The organism is Legionella sp. W05-934-2 (genome assembly GCF_964199965.1).
Lineage (GTDB): Bacteria > Pseudomonadota > Gammaproteobacteria > Legionellales > Legionellaceae > JAFIFT01.
The window spans coordinates 255,196-262,177 of the sequence record NZ_CAXMZT010000005.1 but is presented as its reverse complement, the minus strand read 5'-3'; the positions used below and the strand labels follow the sequence as shown (position 1 = coordinate 262,177).

The following is a 6,982-nucleotide window of genomic DNA, read 5'->3' as shown; positions in this document are numbered from 1 at the left end:
ACACAGTTTGTCTTTATTTTCTTAAGGAACTCGCCCAATCGGCGTAGGGTGCATTCTACGGATTTTTTATCCTTTGTCAAATGATTTTTTGTATTAACCACGCTTAATTAATGACAGCTTCGCCAAACGTCTTTTACCAACTTGGATAATATAAATATTCCCCGGTTCAAGTTGCGCTGCTTGGTCTGATACTTTTTCCTGATTCAATTTAACGGCGCCTTGTTTTATCATTCTTATTGATTCAGATGTGCTTTTTGTTAAATCCAGTTCCTTCATAATATGGATCAATGATTCTGCTTCATCGGATTCCCTTTCAACGGTTGGCAGATCATCGGGGATTTGTCCTTTTTGAAAGCGCTCGATAAAGGCCTGGTGGGCTGTTTCCGCCTGTTCCGAACTATGAAATCGAGTGATTATTTCCATAGCTAGCGCTATTTTTGCGTCCCTTGGATTCATACCTGCAGCGACATCTTTTTTAATTTTATTAATATCAGAACTCGATTTTAAACTGATCAAGTCATAATAACGCCACATTAGATCATCGGAAATTGACATCACTTTGCCAAACATGGTCTCAGCTGGCTCATTGATACCGATATAATTATCCAAGGATTTGGACATTTTTTTTACGCCATCTAATCCCTCTAATAAGGGCATTGTCAAAATGGCCTGAGCTGGCATTTGGTAATGCTTTTGTAACTCACGCCCCATTAACAAATTAAATTTTTGGTCCGTCCCACCTAACTCCAAATCAGCCTTTAAGGCAACGGAATCATACCCCTGTATGAGCGGGTATAAAAACTCATGAATGGCGATTGGTTGCTGGTTGTTATATCGCTTATTAAAATCATCTCTTTCTAACATCCTGGCAACAGTATAAGTTGACGCCAGTCTAATCATGTCTGCGGAGCTAAATTTATTAAACCAGGTTGAGTTGTATTCAACGATTGTTTTTTGTGGGTCAAGGATTTTAAATACTTGGGTAGTGTAAGTTTTAGCGTTTTCGATCACTTCTTCCCGAGATAGCGGTTTACGCGTGACGTTCTTGCCCGAAGGGTCACCAATCATTGCCGTGTAATCACCAATGAGAAAAATGACATCATGACCTTGCAATTGGAATTGCCGCAATTTACTTAATAACACGGTATGCCCTAAATGCAGATCCGGCGCTGTGGGATCGAAGCCAGCCTTAATCCTGAGTTTTTTCCCAGATTTTATTTTTTCAAATAATTCTTCCTCCGGAATTATCTCATCGCAACCACGTTTAAGTGTGGCGATATCAATTTCTGACATGTTTTAAACCTATTAATTTATTGACCTATTTACTAAGTGAAGGTATCTTATCGCGGATTGATAAGACTGTCGATAACTTCGGATAAGTCGAATTGATTTGATTTTAACCAAGGAATCATTTTGCACACAGGACTTGCTCCCAAAGGCAACCTGCGTCATTATGAATAAAAAAGAATAATAAATTGTATACCCTTGTTACCTTTGGAAAGTTTGTTTCGACGTTGCAAGGTTATAGATGTTGATTGGAGTGTTCATGCGGGAGCCTAAAAAGCCATCCAGATTAATGGCAATCATGGCATTATGTGTCGCTATATCGCTGCCATTTATTATGGTAAACACGCTTCATCACAAACACAAACCTATCAAAACAAATATCAAATTGCCTGCACAACTGCAGCTGCCACATAGCACCAATTCAACACCTGTTGCGGAAAATAACTGGATCACTATTACCACGAAGGATGGCGACACCTTAACAAGCTTGTTTATACGAAAAAAATTAGATACCCGCCAAATTCCAGCGATCCTCAAATCCAGTCCGACGGCCGAAAGGTTAAATCACATCAAACCTAACCAAAAAATGCAAATACTTCGAGTGGATAACACCCTGCAAAAATTATTGATGCCGGTGACAGCAACCCAATCACTGCTTGTCTACAAAGAAGGAGATGGCTACTTAAGCAAGATGGTCTCCCGGCAAATGAGCAAACACAACCACTATATCACAGCAACTGTTAAAGGCTCTTTATTTGGCACAGCAAAAAAATTGAATATCCCAAGCAAATTAATCAATCAAATGGCGCAACTATTTGCATGGGAAATTGACTTTAGCAGAGAAGTAAGAGACGGTGATCAATTTACCATTATCTATAGTGCTTATTACAGCGAAGATAAAATGGTTGGAACGGGAGATATCATCGCAGTCACTTATACGTCTCATAAAAAGGTGTTCCAAGCATTCCTCAATGTCGACAAAGACGGTAATCATGACTACTTTGATGCTGATGGAAGGAGCTTAAAGAAAGCATTTGATCGTTATCCATTGAGATTTAGCCATATTAGCTCTGGATTTAGTAACAAACGATTTCATCCCGTATTGAACTATAAACGTCCACACAATGGTGTTGATTTAGCCGCACCTTTAGGTAAACCGATTCATGCAACCAGTGATGGTAAAATAGAAAAAATCCAATATTACAATGGCTATGGCAATATGATAAAAATTCGCCATACTGACCGTCAATTCTCAACTATATACGCCCATATGCTACGATTCGCAAAGGGACTGAGTAACGGAAGCCGTGTCAAACAAGGACAAGTGATTGGCTATGTTGGCCAATCAGGGTTAGCAACAGGCCCTCATTGTCATTATGAGTTCCATGTTAACAACCATGCTACCAACCCGACAACCGTAGCATTACCCAGGGCCCCGTCGATCCCCAACAATCAACTTGCTGAATTTAAGACACGCTCCTCAACCTTACTGGCTCAACTTAAACTGTTTGAAGAAGCCAATTCTTTAGATAAGCATGGCCTCCATAAAGCCGTTGTTTAAGTGAATAACCATCGGCAAACGATGACAGAAGCGATTATTCCCGATAAATCTGCTAATAGACCGGCGGCTATGGCATGTCTTGTGCGACGAATACCAACAACACCAAAATAGATGGCGATGACATAAAACGTTGTTTCAGTGCTTCCCATCATGGTCGCAGCCATTTTGCTAATGATCGAATCACCGCCATTTTGTTTAATCAGTTCAGCGGTAACGCCTGTTGCTGCTGCGCCCGAGAAAGGCCTGACTAAGGCTAATGGCAATAACTCAGAAGGCATCCCTATAGCGGATAATAGGCCTCCGAGCAAACGATTCATCAACTCAAAAAATCCCGATGCTCTTAGCATCCCTAATGCCATCAACATACCAACCAAATAGGGAATAATTTTGACACAGGTAGGAAAACCCTCTTTAGCGCCTTCAATAAAACTATCAAATACATTCACTTTTTTGAAAGCTGCATAGACAGGTATGCCGACAACAAACATTAAAAAGATAAAATTGGATATATTAGTCAACATCAAGTATTTTCCGTAGGTTCAGTTTTTACTTTAAAAATTGGCCAAGCCGCTAGATATTTCACACTTATAATAGCAACTGCAGTGGATATTGACGTGGCTATTAATGCTGATATGACCACATCGCTCGGATGAGTTGCATGGTTGATTGCCAAAAAATTAATTGCCGTAATTGGGATAATTTGAACGCTGGAAGTATTGACCGCCAGAAAAGTACACATGGCATCACTGGCCTGATTTTTATATTGATTTAATTTTTGTAATTCTTCCATTGCCTTAAGGCCAAAAGGTGTTGCAGCATTGCCAATACCAAGCATGTTTGCCGCTATATTCATAATCATTGCACCCGTTGCTGGATGATCCGGGGGAACATCCGGGAATAGCCAGCGCATCACAGGTCGAACGGCGCGGGCAAACAAATTGACTAAGCCAGATTGACGAGCCACCTCCATTATCCCTAACCACATTGTCATGATTGCGGCCAAACTCAAGGCAATTTCAAATCCTGTCTGAGCATAGTCGGTACAAGCTTTTACCAACTCGTTTACACGTCCTTCAATAAATGCCACAATAACCGAAACGACGATCATGCCCAACCAGATAAAATTTAACATTTTGTCTTTTAACCTTTGATACTATTCAAAAGAGGAATACCATGCGATTTAGTTTACTAATAATCAACTTGATTGCAGTTATCCTACCGGTCTATTCACAACCAGTCCACCCAATCGAACAAAAAACCGAAACGATACTGGAAAAACTATATCATACTGATGCGTTTAAACAGAAGCAACGAATTGAGGCCCGTCTTCAATGGTTATCCAACAACTATCTCAGCAAACCCTATATCCTATTTCCCCTTGGAGAAGGTATAACTGGTGAATATGATCAGCAACCAAGATACCGTCTAGATGGCTTTGATTGTGAGACATTCGTGACAACCCAACTTGCGCTGGCTCTAAGTAATAGCCCTCAGTCTTTCAAACAATGTATCGATAAAATGCGCTATCATGGGAATACCATATGTTATTTACGTCGTAATCACTTCACGAGTATCGATTGGAATCGGTCAAACCAACGTTTGGGTTTATTGCAGGATATTACCCGCGAGATCCATGGTAACAATCAGCAGAAACTCTATAAAACAGCGGTAGGGTCTATTGATAAAGCAAGTTGGTATCAACACATCTCGTCGGATAGAATTAAGCTATTTGAAACAACCCGTTCAGAAATCAAAGCACGCATGCATGCCTTAAAAAATGCCGGAAAAGTTTTCAAACCCCAAAAGGCAATAGTTGATTATATTCCAACAGAAAGCTTGCTTGATAAAAACGATGAACTCAATATGAAAGTGGTTCGGCAAATTCCAAATGGTGCGATTATGGAGATTGTTCGGCCTAACTGGAATTTGCGTGATAAAATTGGCACCAATTTACATATTTCACATTTAGGTTTTATTTTCTGGCATGATAACCACCCTTATTTCTTGCATGCATCCAGTGAGTCTAAAAAGGTAGTTAAGGTCCCGTTGAAAACCTACTTGCATGAGATGAAAAAAAGCCCAACAATTAAAGGTATCAATCTTCAGGTTGTGCCCTTTTCAAATATCAATGAGTCACCTTGTATCCACTTGTTTAAAAACGAATAATGAACAACGCATAGGTAATAGATTGCGAAATCAATCAAGATGCTTAATAATGTATGAACGGTAAACGATTGGGGGTATCATGGGACGTTGGTTCCGATATATAGTAATTGGATTAATCGGTTTGAATTTGCAAGGTTGCTTCCATCCTCCTTATAACCACTTTAAACTCTACAATCGCACAGCAAAAGATACGCTTGTTGCAGGTAGCGCAGGAGCCGTTGCCGGCGCCTTAGCAGGTTCTACTGTTACTGGATTAGGGTTGGGCATTGCGGCTGGTACCACCTATGGCTTATATCATGAAAGTGAATCTTATATAATCAGACAATTGGAAAATCAAAGCATTCAATATATTCAGTATGGTGATACACATACTTTGATCATACCAACAGACAAATATTTTTTAATTAACTCTGCCAACATCAATGATCTCGCGTATCCAGGATTAAACAACGTCGCCAAATTATTAAACAAATATCCCGATAGTCAAGTTTTTGTGGCTGGATTTACGGATGATATCGGCTCTAAGCTCCATCAACGTAAAATGTCCCAAGCCCAAGCTGAAGCAATGTTGACATTCCTGTGGGCATATGGCATCTCAGCTCAATGCTTAGATGCAGAAGGATATGGGCAAAAATTTGCTGTTGGCGATAATAAACTTATCCATGGAAGCGCCTATAATCGCCGGATTGAAATTCAATGGTATCACAAACCCAATCAACCCAAAAAACTTGCATTCATGGGGTGGAAAAACTAATTAATGAATAGTCGTTTGATAGGAGGAATTCTCCTAATTGTAGGTACATCTATTGGCGGTGGAATGTTAGCTTTACCCATTGCCAATGCGGCAACTGGTTTCTGGCAATCTACGTTTTTTTTGATTCTATGTTGGGCAGCAATGACGGCTGGCGCTTTTTTAATTTTAGAGGCAAACCTCTATCTTAAAAATGGCGGCCATATGGTCTCTATGGCTCTATTGACGCTAGGTAAATGGGGCAGTGCATTTACCTGGCTAATTTATTTAATTCTCTTATACACCCTCCTTTGCGCTTATATTTCTGGCGGCTCAGATGTTCTAAATAGCCTACTTAAAAAAATGGGGTATTCCTTATCCGATACCTATGCATGCCTGTTATTTGTCATCGTTTTTGGGGCCGTGGTATATAGCGGCATACGTCAAGTTGATTGGCTCAATCGTGGTCTCATGTTTGGTAAATTAGGCGCTTTCTTTTTTTTAATTATTTTAATCTCCCCCTATGTTGATGTTAGTCATTTCCAAGGAGGTGATTTTCATAACATTTCCGGCACAATTATGATTCTCATTACTTCCTTTGGCTTTGCCATCATAGTCCCCAATCTGCGGGACTATTTTGAGGATGATATAAAGAAATTAAAACAAGCTATTTTAATTGGCTCTCTCATCCCTTTGTTTTGTTATATTGCCTGGGATGCTGTTATTATGGGGAGTATCGCTAACGAAGGACCCCACAGTTTACAATCCCTCATTAAGAGCGCTCATTCAACCAGTGACCTTGCTCAACAATTATCAGAAACCATTGACAATAGTCTTATTCAGCGGTTATTCCATTTCTTCATTTCCATTAGTATGTTAACCGCTTTTCTAGGTGTATCATTGTGTTTAATCACATTTCTTGCCGACGGCTTCAAATGGCAACAAAAAGGCCTAAAAGGAGGGGTTTTATTTACTCTAACTTACCTTCCCCCGCTGATCATTGTTCTCCACTACCCAGGGGCGTATATCGATGCACTCAACTATGCCGGCATATTTTGTGTTTTATTGCTGTTACTATTGCCAGCCATAATGTGTTGGTCGGGCCGTAGCCGTTATCATAGTGAACCATTAAGATATCGAGTAATGGGTGGGCAATATTTGATCGCTGCTGTGATAATTGTTTCTATTATCTTGTTAACAAATAGCTATGTTCACTTATTATAAGACGACTAATTTGC

Annotated in this window: 7 protein-coding genes; 4 read left to right on the top strand and 3 right to left on the bottom strand. The window is 39.9% G+C overall.

Annotation, left to right across the window (positions count from 1 at the left end):
- Positions 1-93: 93 nt before the first annotated feature.
- Positions 94-1,293, bottom strand: a complete 1,200-nt coding sequence (tyrS, locus tag AB3348_RS07975) for a tyrosine--tRNA ligase (protein ID WP_367607066.1) — start codon at positions 1,291-1,293, stop codon at positions 94-96.
- Between the two features lie 253 nt (positions 1,294-1,546).
- Here tyrS and AB3348_RS07970 point away from each other — a divergent pair, with 253 nt between their 5' ends.
- Positions 1,547-2,848, top strand: a complete 1,302-nt coding sequence (locus AB3348_RS07970) for a peptidoglycan DD-metalloendopeptidase family protein (protein WP_367607065.1) — start codon at positions 1,547-1,549, stop codon at positions 2,846-2,848.
- Here AB3348_RS07970 and AB3348_RS07965 read toward each other — a convergent pair.
- Positions 2,845-3,369, bottom strand: coding sequence for a spore maturation protein (locus AB3348_RS07965; protein ID WP_367607064.1), 525 nt, complete (start codon positions 3,367-3,369; stop codon positions 2,845-2,847). The two genes, AB3348_RS07970 and AB3348_RS07965, sit on opposite strands and share 4 nt — an antisense overlap.
- On the bottom strand, positions 3,369-3,980 hold the full coding sequence (locus tag AB3348_RS07960; protein ID WP_367607063.1) for a nucleoside recognition domain-containing protein: 612 nt from the start codon (positions 3,978-3,980) through the stop codon (positions 3,369-3,371). The genes AB3348_RS07965 and AB3348_RS07960 overlap by 1 nt, the downstream gene beginning before the upstream one ends.
- A gap of 41 nt (positions 3,981-4,021) precedes the next feature.
- Between AB3348_RS07960 and AB3348_RS07955 the strand changes: the two genes are divergently transcribed.
- The 3 genes from AB3348_RS07955 to AB3348_RS07945 all read left to right on the top strand — a co-directional run bounded on the left by AB3348_RS07955 (position 4,022) and on the right by AB3348_RS07945 (position 6,968).
- On the top strand, positions 4,022-5,014 hold the full coding sequence (locus AB3348_RS07955) for an N-acetylmuramoyl-L-alanine amidase-like domain-containing protein (protein WP_367607062.1): 993 nt from the start codon (positions 4,022-4,024) through the stop codon (positions 5,012-5,014).
- Between the two features lie 79 nt (positions 5,015-5,093).
- Entirely contained in the window at positions 5,094-5,768 is a 675-nt protein-coding gene (gene cmpA, locus AB3348_RS07950) for a C-OmpA-like family protein CmpA (protein WP_367607061.1), read from the top strand.
- Positions 5,769-5,771: 3 nt separating this feature from the next.
- Positions 5,772-6,968: an amino acid permease gene (locus tag AB3348_RS07945; protein ID WP_367607060.1), complete on the top strand. Its 1,197-nt coding sequence runs from the start codon at positions 5,772-5,774 to the stop codon at positions 6,966-6,968.
- Positions 6,969-6,982 lie beyond the last annotated feature (14 nt).